This is a genomic window from Salibacterium lacus (assembly GCF_042684865.1).
Classification (GTDB): domain Bacteria; phylum Bacillota; class Bacilli; order Bacillales; family Marinococcaceae; genus Salibacterium; species Salibacterium lacus.
The window spans coordinates 214337-238358 of sequence record NZ_JBHUML010000005.1 but is presented as its reverse complement, the minus strand read 5'-3'; the positions used below and the strand labels follow the sequence as shown (position 1 = coordinate 238358).

General features: G+C 45.5%; 27 protein-coding genes and 1 pseudogene. 18 read left to right on the top strand and 10 right to left on the bottom strand.

The window, feature by feature from the left end; translation table 11 throughout:
* Positions 1-207: 207 nt before the first annotated feature.
* Together ACFSUB_RS14295 and ACFSUB_RS14290 are read left to right on the top strand one after the other, a co-directional pair.
* Positions 208-672: an RDD family protein gene (locus ACFSUB_RS14295; RefSeq protein WP_380714256.1), complete on the top strand. Its 465-nt coding sequence runs from the start codon at positions 208-210 to the stop codon at positions 670-672.
* A 625-nt stretch (positions 673-1297) separates the two neighbouring features.
* Positions 1298-2092, top strand: a complete 795-nt coding sequence (locus ACFSUB_RS14290) for a hypothetical protein (RefSeq protein WP_380713938.1) — start codon at positions 1298-1300, stop codon at positions 2090-2092.
* Positions 2093-2537: 445 nt separating this feature from the next.
* On the opposite strand, the gene nasC is transcribed toward ACFSUB_RS14290, so the two are convergent.
* Positions 2538-4676 carry an assimilatory nitrate reductase catalytic subunit NasC gene (gene nasC, locus ACFSUB_RS14285; RefSeq protein ID WP_380713937.1) on the bottom strand — a complete coding sequence of 713 codons (2139 nt, stop codon included), beginning with the start codon at positions 4674-4676 and terminating at the stop codon, positions 2538-2540.
* A gap of 30 nt (positions 4677-4706) precedes the next feature.
* Positions 4707-6974, bottom strand: coding sequence for an FAD-dependent oxidoreductase (locus ACFSUB_RS14280; RefSeq protein WP_380713936.1), 2268 nt, complete (start codon positions 6972-6974; stop codon positions 4707-4709).
* Positions 6975-7131: 157 nt separating this feature from the next.
* Between ACFSUB_RS14280 and ACFSUB_RS14275 the strand changes: the two genes are divergently transcribed.
* The 5 genes from ACFSUB_RS14275 (at position 7132) to ACFSUB_RS14255 (ending at position 10959) form a co-directional block, all read left to right on the top strand.
* Entirely contained in the window at positions 7132-8046 is a 915-nt protein-coding gene (locus ACFSUB_RS14275) for a DUF4349 domain-containing protein (RefSeq protein WP_380713935.1), read from the top strand.
* Between the two features lie 162 nt (positions 8047-8208).
* The gene (locus ACFSUB_RS14270) at positions 8209-8562 is read left to right on the top strand and encodes a hypothetical protein (protein WP_380713934.1); all 354 of its coding nucleotides are present in this window, start codon (positions 8209-8211) and stop codon (positions 8560-8562) included.
* A gap of 435 nt (positions 8563-8997) precedes the next feature.
* Positions 8998-9756, top strand: a complete 759-nt coding sequence (gene map, locus ACFSUB_RS14265; RefSeq protein WP_380713933.1) for a type I methionyl aminopeptidase — start codon at positions 8998-9000, stop codon at positions 9754-9756.
* 16 nt (positions 9757-9772) lie between these two features.
* Entirely contained in the window at positions 9773-10366 is a 594-nt protein-coding gene (locus ACFSUB_RS14260; RefSeq protein ID WP_380713932.1) for a DJ-1/PfpI family protein, read from the top strand.
* A gap of 281 nt (positions 10367-10647) precedes the next feature.
* Positions 10648-10959 carry a hypothetical protein gene (locus ACFSUB_RS14255; protein WP_380713931.1) on the top strand — a complete coding sequence of 104 codons (312 nt, stop codon included), beginning with the start codon at positions 10648-10650 and terminating at the stop codon, positions 10957-10959.
* 187 nt (positions 10960-11146) lie between these two features.
* Here ACFSUB_RS14255 and ACFSUB_RS14250 read toward each other — a convergent pair whose 3' ends face one another.
* Positions 11147-11824, bottom strand: a complete 678-nt coding sequence (locus ACFSUB_RS14250; RefSeq protein ID WP_380713930.1) for a DUF819 family protein — start codon at positions 11822-11824, stop codon at positions 11147-11149.
* Between the two features lie 225 nt (positions 11825-12049).
* On the opposite strand from ACFSUB_RS14250, the gene ACFSUB_RS14245 reads away from it, so the two are divergent.
* The 5 genes from ACFSUB_RS14245 (at position 12050) to ACFSUB_RS14225 (ending at position 14065) form a co-directional block, all read left to right on the top strand.
* Positions 12050-12379, top strand: a complete 330-nt coding sequence (locus tag ACFSUB_RS14245) for a hypothetical protein (RefSeq protein ID WP_380713929.1) — start codon at positions 12050-12052, stop codon at positions 12377-12379.
* Between the two features lie 26 nt (positions 12380-12405).
* Complete coding sequence (locus tag ACFSUB_RS14240; RefSeq protein WP_380713928.1) at positions 12406-12615, top strand: hypothetical protein; 210 nt, start codon at positions 12406-12408, stop codon at positions 12613-12615.
* Between the two features lie 42 nt (positions 12616-12657).
* On the top strand, positions 12658-12999 hold the full coding sequence (locus ACFSUB_RS14235; protein ID WP_380713927.1) for a hypothetical protein: 342 nt from the start codon (positions 12658-12660) through the stop codon (positions 12997-12999).
* A 223-nt stretch (positions 13000-13222) separates the two neighbouring features.
* Entirely contained in the window at positions 13223-13771 is a 549-nt protein-coding gene (locus ACFSUB_RS14230) for a hypothetical protein (RefSeq protein WP_380713926.1), read from the top strand.
* Positions 13772-13825: 54 nt separating this feature from the next.
* Positions 13826-14065, top strand: coding sequence for a hypothetical protein (locus tag ACFSUB_RS14225; protein WP_380713925.1), 240 nt, complete (start codon positions 13826-13828; stop codon positions 14063-14065).
* A gap of 238 nt (positions 14066-14303) precedes the next feature.
* Here the strand turns inward: ACFSUB_RS14225 and ACFSUB_RS14220 are convergent, their stop codons facing one another.
* Complete coding sequence (locus ACFSUB_RS14220; RefSeq protein ID WP_380713924.1) at positions 14304-15146, bottom strand: STAS domain-containing protein; 843 nt, start codon at positions 15144-15146, stop codon at positions 14304-14306.
* A gap of 171 nt (positions 15147-15317) precedes the next feature.
* Between ACFSUB_RS14220 and ACFSUB_RS14215 the strand changes: the two genes are divergently transcribed.
* Together ACFSUB_RS14215 and ACFSUB_RS14210 are read left to right on the top strand one after the other, a co-directional pair.
* Positions 15318-15524: a zinc ribbon domain-containing protein gene (locus ACFSUB_RS14215; protein WP_380713923.1), complete on the top strand. Its 207-nt coding sequence runs from the start codon at positions 15318-15320 to the stop codon at positions 15522-15524.
* 50 nt (positions 15525-15574) lie between these two features.
* Positions 15575-15877, top strand: a complete 303-nt coding sequence (locus ACFSUB_RS14210) for a hypothetical protein (protein ID WP_380713922.1) — start codon at positions 15575-15577, stop codon at positions 15875-15877.
* 120 nt (positions 15878-15997) lie between these two features.
* Here ACFSUB_RS14210 and ACFSUB_RS14205 read toward each other — a convergent pair whose 3' ends face one another.
* Both ACFSUB_RS14205 and ACFSUB_RS14200 read right to left on the bottom strand, forming a co-directional pair.
* Entirely contained in the window at positions 15998-16141 is a 144-nt protein-coding gene (locus ACFSUB_RS14205; RefSeq protein ID WP_380714276.1) for a hypothetical protein, read from the bottom strand.
* An 81-nt stretch (positions 16142-16222) separates the two neighbouring features.
* Positions 16223-16303, bottom strand: a pseudogene (locus ACFSUB_RS14200) (hypothetical protein); the annotation flags it as partial.
* Between the two features lie 403 nt (positions 16304-16706).
* On the opposite strand from ACFSUB_RS14200, the gene ACFSUB_RS14195 reads away from it, so the two are divergent.
* The 3 genes from ACFSUB_RS14195 to ACFSUB_RS14185 all read left to right on the top strand — a co-directional run bounded on the left by ACFSUB_RS14195 (position 16707) and on the right by ACFSUB_RS14185 (position 20627).
* Positions 16707-17588, top strand: a complete 882-nt coding sequence (locus tag ACFSUB_RS14195; protein WP_380713920.1) for a transposase — start codon at positions 16707-16709, stop codon at positions 17586-17588.
* Positions 17589-17755: 167 nt separating this feature from the next.
* The gene (locus ACFSUB_RS14190) at positions 17756-19615 is read left to right on the top strand and encodes an ATP-dependent nuclease (RefSeq protein ID WP_380713919.1); all 1860 of its coding nucleotides are present in this window, start codon (positions 17756-17758) and stop codon (positions 19613-19615) included.
* Positions 19593-20627 (top strand): DNA cytosine methyltransferase, encoded by a 1035-nt coding sequence (locus ACFSUB_RS14185; RefSeq protein ID WP_380713918.1) that lies wholly within the window; start codon positions 19593-19595, stop codon positions 20625-20627. The genes ACFSUB_RS14190 and ACFSUB_RS14185 overlap by 23 nt, the downstream gene beginning before the upstream one ends.
* 157 nt (positions 20628-20784) lie before the next feature.
* On the opposite strand, the gene ACFSUB_RS14180 is transcribed toward ACFSUB_RS14185, so the two are convergent.
* From ACFSUB_RS14180 to ACFSUB_RS14170, 3 genes are all read right to left on the bottom strand, one after another.
* On the bottom strand, positions 20785-21102 hold the full coding sequence (locus ACFSUB_RS14180; RefSeq protein WP_380713917.1) for a hypothetical protein: 318 nt from the start codon (positions 21100-21102) through the stop codon (positions 20785-20787).
* A gap of 100 nt (positions 21103-21202) precedes the next feature.
* The gene (locus ACFSUB_RS14175) at positions 21203-21709 is read right to left on the bottom strand and encodes a hypothetical protein (RefSeq protein ID WP_380713916.1); all 507 of its coding nucleotides are present in this window, start codon (positions 21707-21709) and stop codon (positions 21203-21205) included.
* Positions 21710-22040: 331 nt separating this feature from the next.
* Positions 22041-22331 carry a hypothetical protein gene (locus tag ACFSUB_RS14170; RefSeq protein ID WP_380713915.1) on the bottom strand — a complete coding sequence of 97 codons (291 nt, stop codon included), beginning with the start codon at positions 22329-22331 and terminating at the stop codon, positions 22041-22043.
* Positions 22332-22382: 51 nt separating this feature from the next.
* On the opposite strand from ACFSUB_RS14170, the gene ACFSUB_RS14165 reads away from it, so the two are divergent.
* Complete coding sequence (locus ACFSUB_RS14165) at positions 22383-22688, top strand: hypothetical protein (protein WP_380713914.1); 306 nt, start codon at positions 22383-22385, stop codon at positions 22686-22688.
* 67 nt (positions 22689-22755) lie between these two features.
* Here the strand turns inward: ACFSUB_RS14165 and ACFSUB_RS14160 are convergent, their stop codons facing one another.
* Positions 22756-23979 (bottom strand): type II restriction endonuclease, encoded by a 1224-nt coding sequence (locus tag ACFSUB_RS14160; RefSeq protein WP_380713913.1) that lies wholly within the window; start codon positions 23977-23979, stop codon positions 22756-22758.
* Positions 23980-24022 lie beyond the last annotated feature (43 nt).

Below are 24022 nucleotides of genomic sequence, written 5' to 3'. Positions count from 1 at the left end.
TTCTACCTCGTTCTACGTTAGAAAAGGATGGTTTGTTTCGAATACATTCAACATTTATCAAATAAAATCATTGAAGGAACACCAGAATATTGAAACAATAAGAAGAGTTTATCCGTGAAAAATAATGCAAAAACACAGATGTCCGCCTCTATGTGAAGCAGCAAGGTTTAAAACAAAAGATTACATAATAGAGAAACAGAAGGGATGATAGATATGGACGAACGAGCGGGATTCTGGATCAGACTGGGGGCCATTCTTCTTGATTCCTTGATTCTCGGGGCTGTGTTCAGCATGATGACATGGCTGATATACGGGGAGTTTTACCGGGAAGCATGGAATATCACCGATTTGTTCAGCCTGTTATATCTTGTTCTGGTGCCGGTGTTCTGGCACGGCTACGTAATCGGCAAGTGGCTTGTTGGGATCCGCATTGTAAAAGACTCCGGTGAGGATGTGACACTTATCACGATGGTGATGCGTGAAATCGTGGCATGGTTAATCTACGTATTTACAATCGGCATCGGCCTCATCGTGAGCGCGTTTATGGTTGGGCTCCGCGAAGACCGCAAAGCGATCCACGACTTTATCGCCGGGACGTACGTGACAAAGACACCGGCAAGAATCCGCAAAGAAGCCGAACAATCCCAGCCGCCGGCGGATATGATCCGGTAGAACCAATAGGCAGAAAAGTTTCTACCCGGCACAATGGCCGCCCGGAAGGTGAAAAGTGTATTTAAGCGCGACTCTAAGATGCACTTTAAGCAATCCGGCACTGGATTGTGTCCCTTAGACGCCGGCTGATGGTCACAATGTCACCCGCAGGCTGCTGTTCTGCTTGATGCCGGGGTAACATACGGCTGTTTTTTCCTGTACTCTCCTGCGGTTACGGACATTTTACATGCCAACATGGCTCTAACCGGAGTTTTGAAGACATATTGCTGATCGAAATGTCCAGTACATTTATTTACTGGACATCTTCGATAGAAAAAACGAGGAAAGTGTCCGTAACCCCCATTTTAGAGACATTCCGCCGCGCAAAATGTCTCTAACCGACACACTCCCCGCCCGGAAAGCAGCATGTATCTTCCAGCTCGACTCTAAAGTGCCCTTCAGCCATTCTAGAACTGGAGTATGACGCTTACCTTCCCACTACCCGACGCTTTTTCGACTACGATACCACATTGTGTCACTTAACCCCCGGCTGACATCCATCATTCCGTACACCGAAAACGTAAGGCAAAGAAGCGGAAAAAGCGGCGCCGCAGTCGGGCGTTTATGTTTGGATAGGAAAATTTCTATGTCTTTACATAATTTTTACACCATAAGCCGTAGAACAAATCAAGTCCTGCTTGTTATCATGGTTGATAGTTTATGTTCATCCTCTTGTACTTCGCCGGAGGATATGTTCAGAAAGGAAACCAATATGAAAACCTTCATAAAAAAATACTCCCGGGTGACGATTATTTTGCTTATTATATGTATCGTTTCTATCGTGTTTAATGTGGTGCAGCAGGTACACATCAACCATCAGACGAACCGTATGAATCATTTTCAGGACAATAGCGAGGTCATGACAAATTATTTGCTGCGTAAACATGAGACACAACAAACCATCCAATCTATAGAAGAGCTGATAACACAAATACAAAATGAAAGTGTACAGGAATCAACCGTCAACATGGTCCATGCGGATTATGTAGCATGGACCGAATGGGCGGGGCATTTTGTGCTCTCTTTGCAATACACAACATCTACGGAGGCGACAGGATGGTTTTGGCTCCCGGAAAAACAGATAGCTCACCTAAATCAAGATCAGAAGAACGCTTATCATACGATAAATGACATGTGGGCTAATGGGAGAAATTTGATACAGCAATCTGTGGATAACATGGATGCTGAAAAGCTCGAGGTTCTCCAGAAGGCAATGAGTTCCTTTGATGAATCCTTTCATTATAAAAGAAGGGATATGAGTAACCCCAATGAAATTGACAAAGGCCGTCTCCTTCAAACCTTTGAAAAATCCCTATCAGAACTGGACTCTCTATTAATCGACGAATCGTCCAGCAGTTTAAAAGAAGAGGGTCTCCAATAAATATGCCCCTTAGACATGAACTGATGTACGGACACATTGGATGCCAAAATGGCTCTAACCTTATTTTTACAGACATTTTCATACCTGATATGTCCAGTACATTATTTTACTGGACATATATTATGGAAAAACCGATGAAAGTGTCCGTAACCCCGTTTTAGAGACATTCCGCCGCGCAAAATGTCTCTAACCGACACACTTCCAGGCCGGACAGCAAAAAGTGTCCTCCGGCTCCACTCTAAAGTGCCCTTCAGCCATTCCAGAACTGGATTGTGTCTTTTACCTTCCCTCTAACCGACACATTTGCCTCCTTGACGACCTAAAGTGTACCTTAGCTCGGCGCTAAGGTACACTTTTTACCTCTCGGCACAACAATGTGTCTTTTAGCCCGCATCTAACGGTAACAATGTCATCCAGCGGCTGGCATGGTGCACCGTAGACTACCCTAATCTCCGGCGGCAGCAGCGTGCAGGGAGACGGCGGCGCGTTTGAAGCCGGGCATGCGGCAGGCAGGGTCGAGGGTGCGGTCGATGAGGCGGTTGATGTTCTGGCGCCCGCCCCAGTGCATCGGGGCGAACAGCGTGTCGCGCCGGACCTCGTCCGACACGACGCAGCGCAGAACGGCGGTGCCGCGGCGGGAGGCGAGCGTGACGAGTTCGCCGCTCCGCACCCCGTGTTCCCGCGCCGTGTCCGGATGGACTTCAACGTACGATTCAAATTCCCGGGCGGCGAGCCGGAAACTCCGCCTTGTTTGTTCGCCGGTGAGGTAATGGCTCATTGTGCGCCCGGTCGTGAGATAAAGCGGGTACGCCGCATCGATGGTTTCTTTCGCCCCTTCCACCGCTGTTGGTTCGGTGAGAAACTGCGCGCGTCCGTCGGCCGTCGCAAAGGTGTCGGCAAACAGCGTTTCCACTTCGTCTGCGTATTCGGACGGACAGGGCCAGAAGACGCCGGACTGCCGCCGGATCCGTTCATACGAAATTCCGTAGTAATCGGCCTTGCCGCCGCGGGAGGCGAGCCGGAGTTCGTTGAAAATATCCTCGGCCTTTTCGTAGGCAAAATAGTCTGCTTTTCCCATCACCTCTGCCACAGCCATCATGATCTGCCAGTCGTGACGGCACTGTCCCGGCAGTTCCCGCGACGCTTCCCGGAGTGTGACGCGGCCTTCCACATTCGTCAGCGTTCCTTCATCTTCGAGATACGAACTTGTCGGCAAAACCACATCGGCATAGGCGGCCGATTCGGTCATAAACATCTCCGCTGCCACCATGAACGGCACGGAAGAAAAGGCGCGGTGCACAAGGTTGGCGTTTGGGTTGGAGATGACCGGATTGGAGCCGATCAGGATCAAAGCCTGAATTTCTCCCTCATCCATCCGCTCCATCATTTCATAAGCGGAAACGCCTTTTCCCGGCAGATCTGACTCCTGCACCCCCCACACATCCGCGATCCAGCGGCGGTGCTCGGGGTTTTCAATCGAGCGGTAGCCCGGGAGCTGGTCTGCTTTCTGGCCGTGTTCGCGGCCTCCCTGACCGTTTGCCTGCCCGGTGATCGCGCCGTAGCCGGACGCGTATTTCCCGATGTTGCCGGTGAGAAGAAGCAGATGCAGAAAGTGACGCACCGTATCGTGGCCGTCGACCTGCTGCTCGATGCCGCGCGCCGTCATGATCATGCCGGTGGGGGCAAAAGCAAAGCGGTAGGCCGCTTCTTCAATGTCCTCAAGCCGAAGCCCGGTTTCTCCCGCATCCAGCTCCGCGTCTTCAAGCTGCTGCAGCAGTTCTTCATATCCATTCGTGCGTTCCCGGCAGAAAGCTTCGTCGTGAAGCTCATTCTCAACGATATACCGCTCCATCAGACGCGCCAGCTGTTTATCCTGTCCGGGTTTTACTTTTAAATGAAGATCGGCCATGGCGGCGGTGTCCGTTTCCCGCGGATCGATTACGATCAGAAAACAGCCGTTCTGTCTGGCTTCTTCAAGGTAAGGAACGAACGTAGGCTGACATTCCGCCACATTCGTGCCGGCGAGGATGATGCATTTGGCGTCCGGAATTTGGTCTATGCGGTTTGTGAAACCTCGGTCAACGCCGAACGTTTTTGTGCCGGCGGATGCAGCCGAGGACATACAGAAACGACCGTTATAGTCGACGTATTTCGTGCCGAGTCCGACGCGGGCGAGTTTGCCGAGCAGGTACGATTCTTCGTTCGTGAGGGATCCGCCGCCGTACAACGACACAGCATCTCTGCCTCCCGTGTCCTGAATCTTCTCCAGATTTTCCTGAATGACGGCAAGGGCCTCGTCCCAGTCCGCTTTCTGAAATGCGCCGTCCACCTTGATCAGCGGCGAGGTGATTCGTTCCGGGTGAACCGCATGCTGGTAGGCGTTTTTGCCTTTGACGCAGAGCCGTCCTTTCGTCGTCGGATTATCGACACCAATCGTGCGGTACCGAAGACGCGAGCCCTGCTTTTCCTCCAGCACTTTCTTTTTACACTGCATACTGCAGAACGGGCACTGGGTATGATAAACCGTTTCTTCAGCCGCGGTCTGCTGCCGCTGCCGGAATGTCGCCAGCATCTGTTCACTCATCTGTTTTCCTCCTTCTGACGTACTGAGAAATTACGATTGCAACACGGTGTTTTCCGGTGCCGCGGCGTTCATATGGGTCTCCAGCATCCCGGCAAGCGGGGTGCTGTCTTCGTCGAGCAGCGTTTCCCGGATGACTGCCGGAGAAAGCCGGAGGACCCAGTCGGCAAACGTTTCTCTAAAAAACGCGGTTTCTCGGTAGTACTGCAGCACAGCTTTCAACATCTCTTCCAGCTCAGGCCCCTGTCCGGCATAGATAATCATCCGGCCGCCGTCGCCTTCCGCGTGCATTTCCCACCTGTTGTCCTGCCAGAGAAGCGCCAGTTCGTACCGGGGCAGCTCCTCTGAAAAAGCAGACGTGCTCCGGATGGTGAAGGACGCCGGAAACGATACGGGAAAAAGCTTCTCTTCCAGATCTGCCAGCATCATCTGCTGCTGCGCCGCTTCCAATGTGAACGGAAGGAGATGGGCACCGGGCTGGACGAAGCGCGGGACGGCTGTCTTTTGGCAGACGCCCGTCACATCGTTTTCCGGAATCCCGGAAAGACGAAGACGGGATCCCGCTTCAAACGTCAGCCGGGAACCGGGAATCTCCTGCTCGGTTTCCATCCAGCGCCGCATCGCCTCCGAGGCCTCTCCGGTATGAAGCGGCAGGGAGATGACACTATAGCTTCCGTCCTTCTCTGCGTGGATCCACGGCGCTTTCTCCCATTCCGCGCGGCCGGTCAGGGAAAAGTAATACAAAAGCGCCGGACGGCAGGTGTCACAGCCGCTGTCGTTCCATTCCGGCGACTGGTACACGTCTTCGGCGGACTGCCATGTTCCGGAGAAAATCCGGTGCCGCACCTCTTCTTCTTCAATCTCCGTACAGGAACAGAACACGTTTGGAGCCGCCTGATTCCGGCACTGATCAAACACCTGCAGCAGGCCTTTCACATCGTTGGCGCAGCCGCCGCAGGACGTGGAAGCCCGGGTGTCCTCCTGAATCGTGGCGGCGCTCGCCTCGTCGGTGACGGCAATATGGCGCAGAATCGTCTGCTTGTTCACCTGATTGCACTTGCAAATGGTCGTTTCTGCTGCGCACTGCACGAGCTTCTGCGTTTTCCCTTCGCCGGAAAACAGATATTTTTTCTCCGATACGGAAAGGGGCTTTTGATTCCGGATCCGGTTCGAGATATCGTCGGCGGTGGCGGTGTCGCCGAACAGCACGGCGCCCTGGATCATGTCGCGCGTCATGACGACTTTCTGATACAGCGGCCTCGTGCTGTCCGCCTGCTTGAGCACGTGGCTGTCTGTCGTTTCTTCTATGGAACCGGCGGTAAACAGATCGATGCCGGCAATCTTCAGATGGCTGTAGGAAGCAGACCCCTGGTAGGGAGCGGGAGCACTGCCGCAGAGGTGAAGGGCGGCAGTGCGCGCCTGTTCATACACAGGCGGCACCAGGCCGTACGTTCTGCCGCGGTGCTCCGCGCATTCTCCAACGGCATATACTCCAGGCGCGCTCGTCTGCATAAAATCATCAACAACAATCCCGCGCCGCGTCTCGATTCCCCCTGTTTCGGCAATGCCGGTGTTCGGACGGATACCGGCGGCAAACAGCACAGCTTCCGCGGACAGCTCCGTTCCGTTTTCAAGAATCACTCCGTCCGCCGCGCTTTCTCCGGTCACTTCCCGGACGGACGTGTTGAAATGAAACGAGATCCCGTATTTCTCCAGTTCCCGCTGCAGGTAACGGGACGCCGTGTCATCAAGCTGCGGATTCAAAAGCGTGTCTGCCCGCTGCACGACCTCCACCGCCGTGCCCGCTTTTGCCATGCCGTACGCGGCTTCAAGCCCGAGAAATCCACCCCCGACAATAACCGCTCTGCCTTTTGAAGCGGCGGTTTCTTTCAGCCTGCGGGCATCCTCAAGTGTCCGGAAAACGTGCACATTTTCTCTGCCGTCCCCGGGGATATTCAAACGTGCCGGCGAGGCCCCGGAAGCAATAACCAACTTGTCGAAATCCCAGCGCTCTCCGTTTTCCGTCCAGAGACACTGTTTTTGTGGCTCAACAGCTGTCACGCATTTGCCCGCATGCAGCACGATGCCGTTTTTCTCATACCACTCCGTTCCATGAGGATACAACGTGCCCTCCCCATGCTCCTGCTGGAGATAGCTCGACAGCTTAATCCGGTTGTACGGCAGAAACGGCTCCTCGCCAAACGCATGAATCTCATACGCCCCCGGCGCTTCAGCCGCCACGGTCTCCATCAGGCGCAGACTGCTCATACCGGTTCCGATCACCATCAACTTCTGTCTCATGAACTCTCTCCTCTCTCTATATCCATCATCACGAAAAATGCAGCAAGCATCCATCTTTTCGAGAGGAAATGTTACAAACTTTTTTCAGAAAAAAGAAACACCTAGCTCGTTCATCACGACGAACAGGTCAGAAAAAGAAATCGAGGGAGGGTCTTGATTGAGAAAGGGAATACAGATGGTGCTGATTATAATGATGGTGCTCCTCGCAGCCGCCTGCAGCAATAACGGTGAATCCGGATCAGACGAGGCATCGCAGTCTTCAAGCGACGCGGCGGGGGACTCGGCTGCCACAGAGGAAGCGGGCGGAGAGGCAGCAGGAAGCTCTTCAGCAGACAACACCGGCAGCGGCGGAGAGCAGGAAGGAGCCGCAACCGACACAAAAACGTCCGACCGGATGGTGATTTACAACGGAACGCTTTCGCTTGAAGTCGAAAACTACGACGAATCGCGCTCGGCCATCGAGACCCAGGTGGAGAACATGGGTGGCTACATCGTTGAATCGAGTGTGGAAAGCGGGGAGGGAAATGAGCGGACTGGTTCGCTTTCGGTGCGCATTCCGCAGGAGCAGTTCTCCTCGTTTATGACCGCGGCAGAAGAGGCAGGTACCACCGTGCTGAACCGCTCCACTAAAGGGGAAGATGTCACCGAACAGTACGTGGATCTCGAATCACGCCTTCGCTCCAAAGAAACCCAGGAAGAGCGGCTGACAGCATTTATGGAAGAAGCCGGGAACACCGACGCGCTCCTGCAGATCTCGGAAGACCTGTCCGCCGTGCAGGAGGAAATCGAGCAGCTTAAAGGCGAAATGAACTACCTCGAGAACCACGCCAACTACGCTACCGTCGACATCACCCTGCACGAACGCGGAGCCGCTTCGCTGCAGAGCGGAGGAGATCTGAACACATGGGAAAAATCCCAGCAGCTGTTCACGAAGACATTGAACGGAATCGTCAGCGCCGCATCCGGCATCGCCGTCTTTCTCATCGGCCTGTCCTCGGTCCTCGTACCATTATTGCTTCTTGCCGCAGGCATCGCATTCTATTATAGAAAAAGGAGAAAACATGAAGAGTAAAACGTATATCATATCCCTATGCATGGGGCTGCTTATTACCGGATGCAGTAATTAAAAAGAATCAGAGCAGGACAGTGTTCAAGAAAGGAAAACAAGCAGCGTGGAAGTTTCCGATTTTTCACTGGAAGTGGTGCTCCCGCTCCCGTGGAAGTGGGAGGGTCGATGCAGGTGGAAGCTGTGTTAACGTATCACGGCAACGAGGAGATTGACCTTTATCACGGCAAACCTATTATAAGGATGTCTTATTCCGGGGAAGAGGGAGCGAATGAATATAACGATATAGGAATACAATCCACCCTGCAGCCCGGCGGTAAGATGAAAGCGGAAAAAACCTTTGACGTCCAAAAATCGGGAACGCAGCACGTATCGGCCTCCACGACTTCTCTCAAGGTAAATGGTGAGTATATAGAAGGAAAAGGGAATGAAGAGGCTGTCACAGATGATATGGGAGAGATACCTAAAAACGCCGCCCAAAGCGAATTGCGGGTGGATCCTATTGAAATAGAAGCGAAATAAATAGGGAGACAATGTTACTCCGCATGTAAACCTGCTTGTTTGGCATGTAAATCGCTCTGTTCGGCATGTAACAGGCCGCGTTCAGCCGGTAACGTACGACTCGGATCGTATTGCTGTTCATTTGGCATGTAAATGGAGGGATTCGGCTCGTACCCATCTACGTTTGGCTGGTAAATACCTTTGGCCGTTGCTCATCCATTCCCGCAGGCAAAAAAAGAACGACGGTACAGATTTGTGGATATCAAGAGGAGGCAGTGAGGGAAGAAAGTATAGAAAGAAGCGGCATAGCATGCTTGTGAGGCAGTGGTGCGTTATACTGTATAAAGAGATCTCCCTGGTACGATCATCAACCACATTTCAAAAATTTTTTTGGAAAAAATAAGGGAGATGAAAGAGAGTACGACTCTGAAGATACAGGAAAAGCGGGGGTAACAAATGATTGCGAAGACAGAAGAGGATGTTAATGGACTGAAAGAAATCGGCCGCATCTGCGGGAAAATCCGCGATGAACTTGTTTCGCGGGCCACACCTGGTGTGACGACAAAAGAGCTGGATGACGTAGCCGGGGAGATGTTTGAAAAAGAAGGAGCTCATTCGGCCCCGAAAGAAATATATGATTTTCCGGGGTACGGGTGCATCAGCGTGAACAAAGAAGTGGCGCACGGCATTCCGGGGAAACGGGTGATTCAGGAAGGTGACTTGGTAAATGTCGATATTTCCGGTTCGAAAAACGGGTACTTCGCGGATACCGGTGTTTCTTTTGTCGTCGGAGAAGGCGATGAGACGCTGCATCAGCTATGTAAAACGGCCCGGGAAGCTTTTGACGCGGGACTGGAGAGGGCAAAACCAGGTTCGAAAAAAAGCGGGCTTGGAAGAATGGTCAACAAAACAGCGAGGCAGCAGGGTTTCACCGTTATTAAAAACCTGACCGGACACGGTGTCGGCGGCTCGATTCATGAGGAACCGGAGCACATTTTTAATTTCTTCTCGCGCTGGGATGACGAATTGTTAACAAACGGCATGGTTATCGCGTTTGAGCCCTTTATTTCGACGGATGAAGAAGAAGTGTATCAATCGAACGATGGATGGACGTTTTTAACAGATGAAAGCTTTGTAGCCCAGTACGAACACACCATTATTCTTACGAAGGAAGGCCCGATTATCACTACATTGTCAGAGGACCAGCAGACATAGACCTGGGAGGATGAAAATGTTGAAACGTACGGTAGGCATTTTTGTGTTTAACGAGGTGGAAGTACTGGATGTTGCCGGGCCGTTTGAAGTTTTTTCGCTGGCGGCTTTCGCTGATTCTGATCGTAACGCATTTGACGTGAAAACTGTTTCGGAAGACGGTGGCATGATTTCCGCCAGAAACGGATTGAAGGTGACGCCGGATTACAGTTTTGACCATCACCCTGCCTTCGATATTGTCACTATACCCGGAGGATACGGGGCGGAAGCGATTGAAATCGATAACCCCAACGTGATCAAATGGATCCAGCAGCAGCGATCCAAGACAGAAATGATGATATCGGTCTGCACAGGAGCGTTTCTTCTTGCCAAAGCGGGAATTCTGGATGGGAAAAGGGCCACCACACACTGGATGGACGCAGCCAGGTTGGAAAAAGAGTTTCCTGCCGTATCGGTCGTGCGTGACGTGAAGTACGTGGATGAAGGATCTGTTATTACGTCCGGCGGTATTTCAGCAGGAATAAATATGTCTTTTCATGTGGTGTCCCGCCTTATCGGGAAACCGGCTGCGAAACAAACAGCGAAGAGAATGGAATACGATATAGAGGTATAACCGCAGGCCCCCCCGCACCCTTTCCCAACAGCAGTCATGGAACCTCAGAATGGTCATTGACTGTTACCGGAAGGGTTGAAACAATTGGAAGAAACCACTATATGAAAAAGAATAAAACGCATGAATCTGACACGGATGTTTACGGTTAGGACGGCGGTGCACAAGGGTATGGGCCGTGTATTGGCAGGGAAAGAAAAGCAGACGGCGGGGAATACTTTCAGCCTGCTGACATATGCCACCGGTCTGGTGTACATTCTGCGGATTGGGGAAGGGATAATGGGATGATAGGCAGTAAAACGTACAGCTTCTGGGCTGCTTTAACAAGCATAACGGGTTTCTTTTTTTATATGCTCAGCTACGCAGCGCCGGATGTACCACAAGGTTTAACCGCCTTTCTGATAGAATGGTTGTTTAAGTTAGGTTTATTTTTGATGGTTTTGGGATTTATAAGTGGACTTACAGCCCTTTTCCGAGGGGAGCCGGAGAAGAAAAAATATATAGGAATCGGGTCTCCTTTCCTCCTGGGTCTCTATTATTTACTGGTGCCTATGATCATGGGACTGCTGTTTGGTATGGATGACGCCCTTCGCTAAGGCCGGATTCTTCTTTGCAGACAGGAGTTTTCCTTGGGAGAAGGTGAAATAGGGGAGGGTGTCATGTGTTTCATGTTATCGTGACCAAGCCGTAAAAAACGATCCCGTAATCATGGCCGTCTCCATGATTACGGGATCATTTTGTTAGTGATCGGCTGAATCACTCGATAAGCTGGCGGCTTTCTGCCTAGCCTCCTGCGACCATGCGTGCGAGCTGTCCACATAGTAAGGCGGCATAGGCATAGATTCCGACAACGTTACCTAAAATACCCATGAGTAGTCCAATAGGCGCCAACGCCGGCTGGAAGACCGAAGCCACAATCGGGGCAGAACTGGTTCCGCCGATATTCCCCTGGGATCCGACAGCCACGAAGAAGAGCGGGGCTTTTAATAATCTGGCAGCACCAAAGATGCAAAGGATATGGATGGACAACCAAACTACGCCCATCAGCAGGAATTGCGGGGACTGCACAATATCTGCTAAATTCGCCTGTGCCCCGATACCGGGTAAGTATAAAAATATTCCTAAATAACCGATCTTACTGGCCCCGTAGTATTCGAGGTTTCTTACTTTTGTGAAGGAAAGAGCGATTCCAACAGCCGTAATGATAATAAACGACCAGGTGGACGTGCTCATAATATCACTTTTTGGAATAAAGTCCATACCTGCAAGTACACGAATGATATAAGAACCTGCCATCCCAATTCCTAAAATGCCAAACAGCTGCGGCAGCTGGAGCGGTTTAACATTTCGCTGCATATCTGTCGCAATATCTTCATTCACCCGTTTAATAGTAGAATTATCTGCACCATTCCACGTATTGAACTTATTTTGGAAATTGGCTAATGCAATCATTACACCCATCCAGCTGATTCCGATTGCTGTTCATTGGTGATTTTCAGTAAATTATTTACTGAGGACCAAACTAATTTACCACCCTACAACAAAATTTCAAACGAAATGTATTAGGAATGAATGGCACATGTGTTTTTCTTCCACGAATTTTTCCTTTTCCACATAGATATTGAATTTCCAGCCATCTGCTGAAATAATGAAATATGGAATCCGTATGGAAAAGGAAGGATTGGTATGACCTGGAGCCTGCTTATCACGATAGTTCCAATTGTCCATCAGACACTGGCCCGGGCCGTAATGGGAAAAGATAGAGAAAATGTCGGTGATACAGACGGAAAAACCATCTATTATACGGGCATCACCGTACTGGTGATTACGGGCTTAGTTGTCTTTGCTGCTATGGAAGCGAAAGCAGATATCGCATTCGGGACGCTTCTTATGATCAGCGTTATGCTGTATCAGGCACTGATGGAGCGATTGTATCTTCCGGACCCGAGGTATTACATCGTCACGCTTTTGACCCTGGCTGCGGCGCTTGTGTACATTCTGTTTTTCGTTCTGTAACTGTTTAAAAGGAGGGCGGGGATATTATGTTCCATGTGATCATTACGATGGTTGCCATTCTTGCTATTACCGGATCCATCGCCGCCTGGATCAACACAAGGATTATTATTGAAGAGATTGGTATTATCAAAAAAGAACTTGGCATTCCGGAGAGGCCCCGGGATCACTATGGTGACGTATTCGACAGTGACACACGTGCGGAGAACGATACAATAAAAGATTCCGAGAATACATAACAGCAGGAAAGTCCGCGGAAACGCAGGAGAGGGGAGTAATCTATGGGAATCACCGTGGTCCTCGGCGTGATGGCCGTCGTGTATGAAATACTTGGCCGAATGATGATAGGAAAAGAACGTAGAAAAATAAAAGAGACGTCAGGGAAAATGATTTATCTGACAGGAATCGGCATTATAGCAGCGGTGGGAATTGTGATTGTTTTCACTGTCCTGCAGTCTGAGCCCGGACGGGAAAGTCCTGGATTCTGGACAGGATTTCTGACCGTGCTGCTTCTCTACCAGGCTGTGATGGAGCAGATCTTCCTCCGGGATGCAAGATACCCGGTGACGACCCTGTTGACGCTGGTATTGGGATTGGTATGTATCTTGTTGTTTGTGTTGTGAAGGAATAAAAGCGGAATACGGAGACCGAGGCGGCATAGGGAGCCGGAGCCAACTGCAGATCAGAGTACTATCATAAATCATATATAGTTTGTAAAAAAACAATAATATTCTATTAAATGTATTGAAAGTAATAAAATTCTTTGATAGGATTTAAATGTAAAAAATAAAGGAGGGATTTGTTATCTTTAAAACATTGTTCAGTAAGAGATTGGCCGTATCCTTTATGATTTTTGTCATGATGCTGTCCGTTTTGACTCCTACTGTGTCAGCTGCACAAAATGCATCTATGGATTATTCAAAAGAAGAAATTGTTTCAATGAGTCTTGAAACTAACTACTCTGGTTTTGAATTCAATGTGGACAAAGCAATTTCTTTAGGTATGACTAAAGAAGATGCACTCGAAGCTGAAAAATCATTTGAAGAATTAAATTCACACATTCAAGCTGAAAAAGAGCCTCCACAAATTGAGCCTAAAAGTAAAGGCAGTATAGCTGTTAAAGCAGCTATAGATTACATGAAAAAGAATAAAATTAAAATTGACCACGCAATAGATGATGGAATTGAAAAAATTCCATTTGTCAAAGACAAAGTGAAAGAAAATTGGAAAGAAACAGTGTCAATTGTTAGTATTATAAATGCAATGGAACACTATGTAGGGATTGTAGAGAGTGTTGAAGAAGCTATTTCTAACGCAATAACTGATACTTCTGCAATCCCTAAATGGGCAGCAGATATCATTGCAAAAACTATTACACTAGTACTACCAATTTGATAAAATGTAAGTTGGCGGTTTAAACCGCCAACTTTGATATATAGGAGTACTGCTATGTTTCTTTTTTTCTTACTGTTTGTCACTCAAGTTCTTATAGGTTATACAGCTCTCTATTCTTCCGCTGGTCAGATGGAGGAGACTCAGGATTACGTTACGATGAATATCATTTATTTCATGACATCTGTTGTATTAATTTTTCTGTCCTACAGAAAAAAACAATGGAAAGAGATGATTCTGTATATGGCGTTGGGGATTTTTGTTACCATCATCACCATTCTTATCATGGATGTTTAAGGTGTTGGAAAGAATGATAAAACATACAATAAATATCATAACGGTTATTCTTGCAGCGATTGGCATATATATTTACTATACGTCTTCCAATATATTCATTTATTTATATTTGTTTGGATTATACTATGCCAACGTGACGGCTAAACACATATTTCTCGATGAGGAAAGGTGAACCATTTCCTTGTTCTCTGAAGAAAAAAGCGGAGGGCTGTGTTTAATGCACAACCCGCCGCTTTTATTACAGTTCTTCGGCTGTTGAAACAAAGTAATCGGAGAGTGCCTGCTGCAGGCTTCCTTTTGTTTCCACCTTGCCTTCAAAATTGATACCCAACTCTATCATCTTCCGGGCCGCTTCCGGACGCATTCCTGTAATGACCGCCTGGCTTCCCATGATATGTATGCCGTCGATGACCCGGATGAGGCGCTCTGCCACATCTCCTTCGATATGGGCAATGCCGGAGAGATCGATAAGCAGAATCTTAATCCCCTGGTCGCTGATCTGCATCAGAACTTTTTCTTCAATAATGTTCATCCGCTCCAGATCAAGCTTGCCGATAAGCGGCAGCACACACATGGACGCACTTACCGGAATGAACGGTACCGACAGATTTTCGACAAGCTGCTGCTGCGATTCCAGCAGCCGGTCTTTATACCTCGAATAACTAAGGAAAAATGAATTTAAAAACTTGTCCACAAAATCGTTAATCCGCTTCTCGAGCGCGAAAAAATCCTTTGTCTCCCGCTGTTCCGGAAGCAGTTCTTCGTACCGCTCGACAAAACGCCAAATCGTCCGGCGGATGGCCTGCACCCATTCCAGTTTGAATGTCAGCGTCAGCGAATACTTCGCCCACGCCTCGCCTTCCTGTTCCGAAAAAGCGATTAAATCCTCTTCGTGCTGATCGATGATGTAACGCACGAGTTTATGCGCATTCGCAATCAAATCAATGTTCCCAATCCGCTGAATTTCCTCAATCTTTTCCCGGACATCCCCCGCTTCCTGCAGCAGTTGTTCTTCAAATATATTCTGGTTCGCTTCCAGAAACGCCCGTATATTCTGCCCTTCCTGATAAACAACATCCATAACTGACACTCCAACGTAATAATAGTTATGTTAGGTAATGAAACCAAACAGATCTAAAATATTTTTCCCCTTTAAAAAATCGTTTAAACGTCTTTTTTAAAAGAATCGTCACCAATCAATTGATCTGGTAAGATGTGTATGATACCGATTTTTACATAGTAGGTGAACCAAATGAGTCAGAACCAATTAACAAAATGTCCGGCATGTGATCACGACGTATCACTGCAGGCAAGGACCTGCCCGAACTGCGGCCATCCGTTGAGAAACCAGGCGTCACCACCGCCACCGCCGCGACCGGAACGGGAAGGACAGGGCCTGGGGTTTTGGGGTATTGTAGGAGCCGTTGTTGTTGCCATTATCATAGCATCTTTTCTATAAACGGCGTGTCGCTGCTGCTGATAGCTGTACTTTATATTTGTCATGAATGGATGGGGGACACCCATCTTCCGTCGTGGTACCAGTTCTATGCCAACGATGCGCTCGCCGGCTGGTTCATGATCGCGGTTCTGCAGATTCTCGCTGGTATCAGCCGTTACCGCCCGCACCAGCTTATCTACAACGGAGCGTTCCAGATCGCCGTCACAGCTGGTGCCGGCCTGTTCTGGGAATACGCGGCTCCGTTTTACGTCCCGGGAAGTACCAGCGATCCGCTCGACCTCGCTGCCTATCTGGGAGGAGCGGGGGTTTATAGATTGGTTATTAGTATACATAAGACATATCAGCGTAATTAAAATAAGAAATGCTGGAGAAGTTATTGAATCAGCGAGGGATGTCGTACTAAAAAACCGGGGAGAAATGGGGTGCGCCACTTTAAATGGTGCATAAAACGTTGAAATAAGGTTCAGAATGAATCAATGATTTTTACAGGATTCGATAAATCCGCTGAGTTCATCAATCACTTGGTCTAAATCCTGTTTCACCTCGTGTTCCCATACCCTCTTTATATTCCAGTTGACAGCATTGTAATAATCATTCACTTCTTGATCTCTCTGCACATTGCGCTGCAGCTTTTGTTTCCAGAAATCCTGATTGCTTTTTGGGAAGTTGCCGTGCTCGGGACAGCAGTGCCAGAAACACGAATCAATGAAAACTACAACCTTATACTTTTTTATGGCGATATCCGGTTTTCCGAACAATGTTTTACTCTGAAGTTGCATAATTAATAGAAAAAAATTCCATAAATGTTTATAAAAAGACAGATCCTCCAAATCTGCTCATGCGATGAATGTACCACCAATCACGTACACAGAGGGATTCTGCCATATGTCTACTGTAGCACAGTCATCATCTATCGACAATTTCTTAAATCGTATTAATGTGTCTCTCCATGTACCAAAACCGGCATACCGGCATCTTTCCCACCTCCTGCAGGGGATGATTCAAGAGCGACGGAATGGTAGTATGACCGTACTACGGAACAGCAGCTTCTGGCACCGCCACCTCCCATCCGTAACGCGATTTTTTCAATATGGGTAGTGGAACGAGCAGGGCGTACAGCGAAAGCTGCAGAGGTCTATCTATCAACAGGTTCAGCAGATATCCTCTTCCGAGGATCCCTTGATGGTTATTATCGATGACAGCATCTGTCCAAAAACCAAGCCTTCGTCACAGGCTTTGGAACCGACAGAAGGAGCTTCCTATCCCTTTGATCACAAACAAGAAAAACCTATTTACGCTCATCAGTGGGTAACGACGATGATAGGAGCCCGCGGCTCCTTTCTACCCTTTGCCATGACGCCTTATGTAAAAGAAGACTATTCGAAACTTGATATGGCCCGGGACCATATGGATCAAATACCGGACGGCACGCGGGACATTTATGTCCTGACAGACAGCTGGTATGCTGCCACATTCCTAATTGACTACATTCAAGAACGTGGATGGCATTTCATCGGAGGTCTGAAAAGCAACCGTGTTCTGCTGAATGACCGCGTTTCTCAACCCGTCAGGGAATGGGCGCAACAAAAGGAAGACCAAACATCCTGCATCGTCACCGTAGGAGATGCTTCCTACTACGTTCATCGCTATGACGGGGCGCTGAAAGGCGGACTCCAGGGAACAGTGTTGGCGTGCCGGCCTACGAATACAGCACCCAGCGAATCATCGGTTCGCTATTTCTTCAGCACAGATTCCAGCTTAACCGCCCAAAAGATCCTGCTTTTCTACGCTGAACGCTGGAACATCGAAACCTTTTTTCAGGAAACGAAAGACAAACTTTATATGGGGGATTACAGGCTGCGATCCCTTTTTGCTATTAAGCGGTACATGCTGGTACTTCAACTTGCCTATACATTTATCGCGCAGCATTACCAGCAGGAATTCTCTACAGGATATTGGCGGGCTGACAAGGAAAGACGCCGTTCTCTCCTGCTCTATGTTTATCAGAAAGCCCAAAAGGGCGTGTCCCTGCAGTCTCTTGAAAAAGAGTTGATGATTGCCTAAGGAGATATGCAAGCTCCAAAGTGAAATATTCATCCTATTAGATATTCCTGTTTGTGATTATGCAACTTTAGAGTTAAGAAGAAAAATGGTAAAATAAAAGATAATTACGGATTTGAAGAGTATTTTATCATATAATAAAGCACTATACGTTATTGTGGGGGATTAAATTGGAAGAAAAAACAGACTTGATATCGACTCTTGAACGTCTGTTTGAGCTTCAAGTTTTTGATAGTTTTATTACCAGTCTAAGATATCCATCATATAAAAATTTCACTTTTGATACCGATATATCATTTGACTTTCCTCTTACACTTTTGGTGGGTAAAAATGGATCAGGTAAAAGTTCAGTTCTACACTCTTTATATGGTGCACCCAAGTTACTATCTATAAGTGATTTTTGGTTTTCAACAAATTTAGACCCTATTGAAGAATTTGGTGATACCGACAAAGATAAAAAACATAGTTTCATATATGAATATCAAGACGGAAATACTAGTGAAACGGTTTTATACCATCGAATTTTTCATAAAGGTAGAAATGATTATGATTACTGGGAGACTAGTAAACCACTAGAGAAATATGGCATGGATACTTCTGAAAAAAGAGGTAATATTATTAAAAAAGACGTAGTTTATCTTGACTTTAAAGGTGAGTTAAGTGCATTTGATAAATATTTTTATTTTGGCAGTCTACCTCAATCAAAAGTTAAATTGAGGCAGTCTACTTTGAAAAAGAAAAAAGCTGCAAAAAAAGATTATTTGAGAAATCAATCTAAAAAATTAAAAAATGCAATTGATAATCGAAAGGTTTATAAATTGAAAAATCAAGAACAAAATGAATTGGTAGTTGATTTGACAAAAGAAGAAATAAATGCAATTTCTTTTATTTTACAAGAAAAATATACTTCTGGAAAAGTAATTAAGCACAAATTTTTTTATGACTGGGGAACTTCAGTAATACTAAATACAGATGAATTAACTTACTCAGAAGCACACGCAGGTAGTGGAGAAATATCTGTTGTTAAATTAGTTTATGAAGTATTAAGAGCAAAAGAAAAAAGTTTAATACTCCTTGATGAACCGGAAGTTTCTATACATCCTGGAGCTCAAAAAAAGTTGATGTCTTTTCTGTTAGAACAAATAAAAAGAAAAAGACATCAAGTAGTAATTGCAACTCATTCCCCTGCTTTTACAGAAGGATTACCTAGAAGAGCCATTAAAAGATTTATGAGGAATCCAGAAACGAAAAAGATTGATATTATAAATGAGTGTTTTCCAAGTGAAGCATTTAGGTTCCTTGGACTACCCTCTACCTATAATAATGCCACCATAACTGTCGAAGATGAATTAGCAGAGAAGATTTTAAAGATCATTTTGGAAAAAGAAGATAAATTTGAGGATATAAATGTTATTTTTTGTCCGGGTGGAGAAAGTTATATAAAAAAGAACCTAATTACTTATTACTCTCAAGACGTTAATAAAAATAATTTTGTAATATTAGATGGAGATCAACAGCCCGACGAAGAAATTATTGACCTTAACTCTGTTTCTATTGGTAATAGGAACGAGGACTTCTACAGTAATCAAATTAAAGAATTCACTAATATTGATATATTTTTTACTAAAGATGGAGGTTCAGGAGAAGATCGGTCAGACCAGATAGTTGAAGCACAAGAAAAATACATATCTTTTTATAAATCTAATGTTAGATATTTTCCTCTTCAAATTCCAGAAGATATAATTTGGGATGAATGCTTTATAAAATCATTAATTGGTGAAGAGAAACATATAAATGTTTCTAATGCCGAGTCGAATAAAGAAAAAATATATAAGGCCTGCGAAAATCATATAGGAAAAACAGATTCAAACTCAATGGACACTATGGAAAACATATTAATTAATAATTGGATAGAGAAAAAAGATTCTAACTATAATATAATATATGCGATTTTAGATGAATTTCTTGGTATGATAAATAAAGATGTATTGAAAGATGGGAGGGAGAATGTTGAAACCAGTAGCAATTGATTTATTTTCGGGTTGTGGAGGGTTAAGTGAAGGCTTGAAACAGGCTGGCTTTGATGTTAGAGGAGCAGTTGAAATAGATCAAACTGCATCTCAAACTTACATTGAAAACCACCCATCCACGAAATTAGTAAACAAAGATATAAAAGAAGTAAGTGGTGTAGAACTGATTAAAAAAATTGGAGAGGATGTTACATTAATTGCAGGGTGTCCACCATGCCAAGGGTTTTCTACACTCAAAACAAAAAAGAAAAAGAATAGTTTGAAAGATAAAAGAAATGAATTGATATTTGAATTCATTAGAATCGTCAAAGAATTATTGCCTACTTTTATTATGGTAGAAAATGTACCAGGGCTGAAAGATTACTTACATTTTAATGAAGCAATTCAGGAGTTAACCTATTTAGGTTATGGGATAGATTATCAAATTATTAATGTGGCTGATTTTGGAGTGCCACAAAGAAGAAAAAGATTAGTTTTAATGGGTTCTTTGCTTAATAAAAATATAAAGGTTCCTATAGGGGATTCAGTTAAACAAACAACTGTTAGAGATTGCATATATGGCTTAGAAAAACCTGAAGAAACTGATGATTCACTACATTCTATTCACTCAAAGCATAATGACAGAATAAAGAAAATGATTACATTAATCCCTGGTGATGGTGGGAGTCGAAAGGACCTGCCTCAAGAATATTGGCTTGAATGCCATAAGAAGGGGGGCGTAGGTTTTTCAGATGTATATGGGAGGCTTAGTTGGGATCAGTTATCATCAACTATTACAAGTGGTTGTTTAAGCCCGTCTAAAGGGAGGTTTTTACACCCTGAACAAAACAGAAGTATCTCAGCAAGAGAAGCCGCTCTACTTCAGACATTTCCTATTGATTACAGGTTTCCTGTTTTAAAGAATAAGACTTCTTTGGCACAGATGATTGGCAATGCTTTTCCCCCAGGAGTCTCTAAAATTCAAGGGGAATATTTTATGTCATTACTTGATAAAATTGGTTCAGTTTCATAGTTATTTTTAGAATTATAGAAAATAGTGGATTTAAATTTTAATAGATGATAAGTTCTTAAGTGATTTTAATTGCCGTTTGTAGGAGCCTTTCTTGGCCGTCATACATCAATAAAATGTTATAAGGGATGGCAGAGATATCACACATCACGCCTGTTTATTATCCACCATTTAACATATTTGTCCCGTGAGCCTGCCTCCATCTTTTTAAGGAAGCAGCCATTTCACTCAGCCAGTCAATCGGTAGACTTTGAGCCAGAAAATGGCGTGTGAAGGAGATAAAGGACAGCGTTTCCATCACTTCTCCTTTGGAGGTACGCTGATATAACCAGCGCAGCAGGATATAAGTGATCAAAGCGGCGTAAAGTTGGTGGAACACGGCATTTGGCGTTGTTCCAAACAACGTCGGAATGTTCAAATGCTGCTTGGTCCAGCGGAAAAAATTCAATCTGCCAGCGTTTCCGATAAATGTCGGCAATGATTTCCGCCGATATGTTCATGAGGTCCGTCACGACGCGCATATCGTTCCCATCGTCATCTTGGAAAAATACCACGCGATGTCGTTGCTGGGAGCGAACCTAAGCAGAACCGAGCTGGCAGGTGATATCACGAGTGACACGGGAGTATTTGGTTTTCAGCGCTTTTAAGTATTTGGGTCGGACAATTTCTACATTCTCTTTCATTCGGATGACAAATGACTGCTTCTCCCCTAAAAAGGAATCGATGCGCTGGATCTTAAAATAAGCGCGGTCTTCGACAAGAATCGAACCACGATGGTTCAACGATGGCCCGATGGGCCGATATGTTTTCGCGCCCCGGTCTCCTCGTCCCGTAGAAGGTGTATAGGCTATATGAAGCTTCACGCCGGAACGCCTGCTGTGATAAAGCGCCAAGGGTAGCCGGTTTTCCCCTGCGGTGATCATCGTGGCATTGATAACAAGCAGATTCTTATCGAGGTTCAAAGCCCGGCGGGTAGGGCGGTTGCACATGGATACCAACGTATGGATCAGCTTTTTAAAAATCGTATAAGGAACATCTCCCGCTTTTTTAGAAAGCGAGGAATGTTCCCACCTCCGGCAGCTCATGCCGGGGCCCTTCCAAAGCACTTTGGCGGTAGCCCGTCCATGCATGAGCCGAAGCATTCGTTACGTAGTGAAGCAGGGTAAAGACCGTCAGTTTGCGGCCGGTATCGATATAACCGAAGGTTTTCTAAGAGCTCCTGTAGCTTATCATCCAGATCTGGTTTTTGGAGTAAGTTCGGGAATGTTATACGATGATTCAAGAGAGACATCCTTTCTTGAATGTTGTGTCGCAACGCCATTCTAGATGAGGATGTCTCTTTTTGTACATATTTTCATGGATATTTGTGTCAAATCAACAGGCGTGACAATAGGCACATTCTAGTATGAAAAAGTATTATAGCTCAAAATATTTTGTGCACACAGATTCATTTATTAAGACTTGTTCAAGCATTGTGTGATAGAAAGGATCTTTTAATTGTCTGTTTAGATAAATATAATCAATATGTTTCAAGGGTTTATCAATAAGCTCTTCAAATTCTTTGTACTCGTCAGGAGCGTCAATAAATACCCCATGTATATGGGCAGGTAGTTCTTTAATCTTTGAGATAACCTGCTCCATATATGGAATGATAGTCTCTGAACTTTGTCCCTGATTCATTTGATAATAAAGAATCGTATTATACATGATATCTTACCTCGTTAATTACAGGACCAGTTTAACAAAAGGAGAGAAAAAATGTACTTGCCACCCCTTCGTCCATCACTGAGATCGCGTGAATTTAAACTTTACGATGAAGCATCAATAAATCAAATTGTATATGAATATCTTTTCTATTTCAAACCCCACCGTCAACTGGACGAGGACATTCTTAATCTATCGCCGCTTGTTTCAAAAGGGTTTCAATCCGCAGGAGTATTACATCATTTGGGTTTATACAATGAACACAAAGGTTTGTTTCACCAAATGCCAGTTAATCAAGCTTTAACTGTAATAGATGAACAAGATTCGGATTGGAAAACAATTCGTTCAAGGATTGAATAACAGTTGTGCTGGTAAACAACGAATATATATAGAAAAGCCCAACAATGGGTCAAAGCGGCATCAAATCTCACTTTATTTCCTTGGCTTTTACCATGTCAATAAATTCGTGAAGGGTCATAAGCCATTCTCTTTGCTTCTCAGTATAAGTTTCATGTAGAGCTGAAGGAAGAACAAGTTGTAATTTACTGTTGATCATTTCATTGGTTTGATGCTCACTTATAGCTGGTTCGAGAGTTAGTAAGTGTTTATTTGTGATACGGTCGGCTTCCGATAAAACTTGGCGCCACCGATCTTTACACGTGGATTTGGCTCCAAGCATTGTTAATTTAGCTTCTGGTTGACTAGTATTTTGATAAGTTTCAATGTCAGGAAATAAAAAGTCGGGCTTGGACTTATTCTCTGTTGTTTGACCTTGAGAAAACTTAATGTTGTTTTGTTCAAATATATGAGCTAAATGATGTTCAAGTGAAAGACCAGCTCTGGATTTTCTACGGTTCTGAACTCGTAAAGAGTAGCTGATAAATCCATCTACGTCACTCTCGTCGTGTTGATAATCATAAAATCCCTCTTTTAAGCGCTCACTTAATTCATAACGTTCTAATCTGCGAAAAAGTCGTTCTTCGTAATCTGCCCATGTCATTAATGTAACGTCGGGATTGTGCACTGGAGAATAAGTAAGCGCTGTTTCACGTGCCAGTTCAGCTACTTTCTTAGTAGGTGGAAACTTTCGGTATAAGTATGGTTCCAGGATTTTATCTATTTTATCAGTTTCAGGTTCATGGATTTCTATTCCCATTTCCTCTAGTATAAAACGAGAAACGAAGTCCATTTCAGTGCTTTTTTCTTTATTAAATATTTGATAACTAAAGGAGTAACTGGTAGACGATATATCGAAAAGCCAAAGCAACTGGTTCTCAGTAGTACTACCTTCAGGAGCTGTTAAGAAAAGAACTTCTTGATCAGAACGTTTAGCTATAACTAAAAGGTCGCCTGGATCACAAGAAGTAACAACTTCTTTATCACTGTAATAAAGTCTAAATTCTGATCTGGTTGGATGGTTGGCCCGTGCATCATACCAAGTTACGCTACCGTTTGCTGAAGCACCTTCATTTTCAGAGCCTATCCAAAAAAAATAACCACTGAAATCTTTTCTGTCCGAGCCGAATATCTCTTTTAACTTTATCGTTCCATTTATTTCATGCTGGTTTGAGCTGCTGGGATTAATCTCAACACTGCTCAAACGTTTAAATACGACTCCCTGAAAATATTGTGATAAATATCCCTGTTTCATACTGTACTCACCACCCATAGAATAAAAGATTTACTTAGCCTGC

What these genes read in the sequence shown, in the direction of transcription:
- ACFSUB_RS14290 (WP_380713938.1), top strand. Translation starts at nt 1,298, where the DNA reads ATGTCTTTACATAATTTTTACACCATAAGCCGTAGAACAAATCAAGTC.
- nasC (WP_380713937.1), bottom strand. Translation starts at nt 4,676, where the DNA reads ATGAGTGAACAGATGCTGGCGACATTCCGGCAGCGGCAGCAGACCGCG.
- ACFSUB_RS14280 (WP_380713936.1), bottom strand. Translation starts at nt 6,974, where the DNA reads ATGAGACAGAAGTTGATGGTGATCGGAACCGGTATGAGCAGTCTGCGC.
- ACFSUB_RS14270 (WP_380713934.1), top strand. Translation starts at nt 8,209, where the DNA reads ATGCAGGTGGAAGCTGTGTTAACGTATCACGGCAACGAGGAGATTGAC.
- map (WP_380713933.1), top strand. Translation starts at nt 8,998, where the DNA reads ATGATTGCGAAGACAGAAGAGGATGTTAATGGACTGAAAGAAATCGGC.
- ACFSUB_RS14260 (WP_380713932.1), top strand. Translation starts at nt 9,773, where the DNA reads ATGTTGAAACGTACGGTAGGCATTTTTGTGTTTAACGAGGTGGAAGTA.
- ACFSUB_RS14255 (WP_380713931.1), top strand. Translation starts at nt 10,648, where the DNA reads ATGATAGGCAGTAAAACGTACAGCTTCTGGGCTGCTTTAACAAGCATA.
- ACFSUB_RS14250 (WP_380713930.1), bottom strand. Translation starts at nt 11,824, where the DNA reads ATGGGTGTAATGATTGCATTAGCCAATTTCCAAAATAAGTTCAATACG.
- ACFSUB_RS14245 (WP_380713929.1), top strand. Translation starts at nt 12,050, where the DNA reads ATGACCTGGAGCCTGCTTATCACGATAGTTCCAATTGTCCATCAGACA.
- ACFSUB_RS14240 (WP_380713928.1), top strand. Translation starts at nt 12,406, where the DNA reads ATGTTCCATGTGATCATTACGATGGTTGCCATTCTTGCTATTACCGGA.
- ACFSUB_RS14235 (WP_380713927.1), top strand. Translation starts at nt 12,658, where the DNA reads ATGGGAATCACCGTGGTCCTCGGCGTGATGGCCGTCGTGTATGAAATA.
- ACFSUB_RS14230 (WP_380713926.1), top strand. Translation starts at nt 13,223, where the DNA reads ATGATTTTTGTCATGATGCTGTCCGTTTTGACTCCTACTGTGTCAGCT.
- ACFSUB_RS14225 (WP_380713925.1), top strand. Translation starts at nt 13,826, where the DNA reads ATGTTTCTTTTTTTCTTACTGTTTGTCACTCAAGTTCTTATAGGTTAT.
- ACFSUB_RS14220 (WP_380713924.1), bottom strand. Translation starts at nt 15,146, where the DNA reads ATGGATGTTGTTTATCAGGAAGGGCAGAATATACGGGCGTTTCTGGAA.
- ACFSUB_RS14215 (WP_380713923.1), top strand. Translation starts at nt 15,318, where the DNA reads ATGAGTCAGAACCAATTAACAAAATGTCCGGCATGTGATCACGACGTA.
- ACFSUB_RS14210 (WP_380713922.1), top strand. Translation starts at nt 15,575, where the DNA reads ATGGGGGACACCCATCTTCCGTCGTGGTACCAGTTCTATGCCAACGAT.
- ACFSUB_RS14195 (WP_380713920.1), top strand. Translation starts at nt 16,707, where the DNA reads ATGGTTATTATCGATGACAGCATCTGTCCAAAAACCAAGCCTTCGTCA.
- ACFSUB_RS14185 (WP_380713918.1), top strand. Translation starts at nt 19,593, where the DNA reads ATGTTGAAACCAGTAGCAATTGATTTATTTTCGGGTTGTGGAGGGTTA.
- ACFSUB_RS14175 (WP_380713916.1), bottom strand. Translation starts at nt 21,709, where the DNA reads ATGAGCTGCCGGAGGTGGGAACATTCCTCGCTTTCTAAAAAAGCGGGA.
- ACFSUB_RS14170 (WP_380713915.1), bottom strand. Translation starts at nt 22,331, where the DNA reads ATGTATAATACGATTCTTTATTATCAAATGAATCAGGGACAAAGTTCA.
- ACFSUB_RS14165 (WP_380713914.1), top strand. Translation starts at nt 22,383, where the DNA reads ATGTACTTGCCACCCCTTCGTCCATCACTGAGATCGCGTGAATTTAAA.
- ACFSUB_RS14160 (WP_380713913.1), bottom strand. Translation starts at nt 23,979, where the DNA reads ATGAAACAGGGATATTTATCACAATATTTTCAGGGAGTCGTATTTAAA.